Here is a 258-nt window from a genome sequence, read left to right on the forward strand (position 1 = left end):
GCCGCGACGGCATCGAGGCCAAGGGCGGCCAGTGGAGCGCCGACGAGGAAGCCGCCTTCAAGGCGCCGATCCGTGACCAGTACGAACGCCAGGGCCATCCGTACTACGCCAGCGCACGCCTGTGGGACGACGGCGTGATCGACCCGGCGGATACGCGCAGCGTGCTGGGCTTGGGCCTGTCGGCCAGCCTGAACGCGCCGATTGGCGATATGAACTTCGGCGTGTTCCGCATGTAAGCGGACCGCCATCAAACATCAG

The 258-nt window shown here is 67.1% G+C and carries 1 protein-coding gene; it reads left to right on the forward strand.

Going from position 1 to position 258, the window contains the following annotated elements; genetic code table 11:
• Nucleotides 1–236: carboxyl transferase domain-containing protein (locus RVY79_RS20355; protein ID WP_317466402.1), on the forward strand; the 236-nt coding region annotated here is incomplete at its 5' end.
• Between the last annotated feature and the right edge of the window lie 22 nt (nucleotides 237–258).

This window comes from Chromohalobacter sp. HP20-39, from assembly GCF_033052815.1.
In the GTDB taxonomy this organism is placed as follows: domain Bacteria; phylum Pseudomonadota; class Gammaproteobacteria; order Pseudomonadales; family Halomonadaceae; genus Chromohalobacter.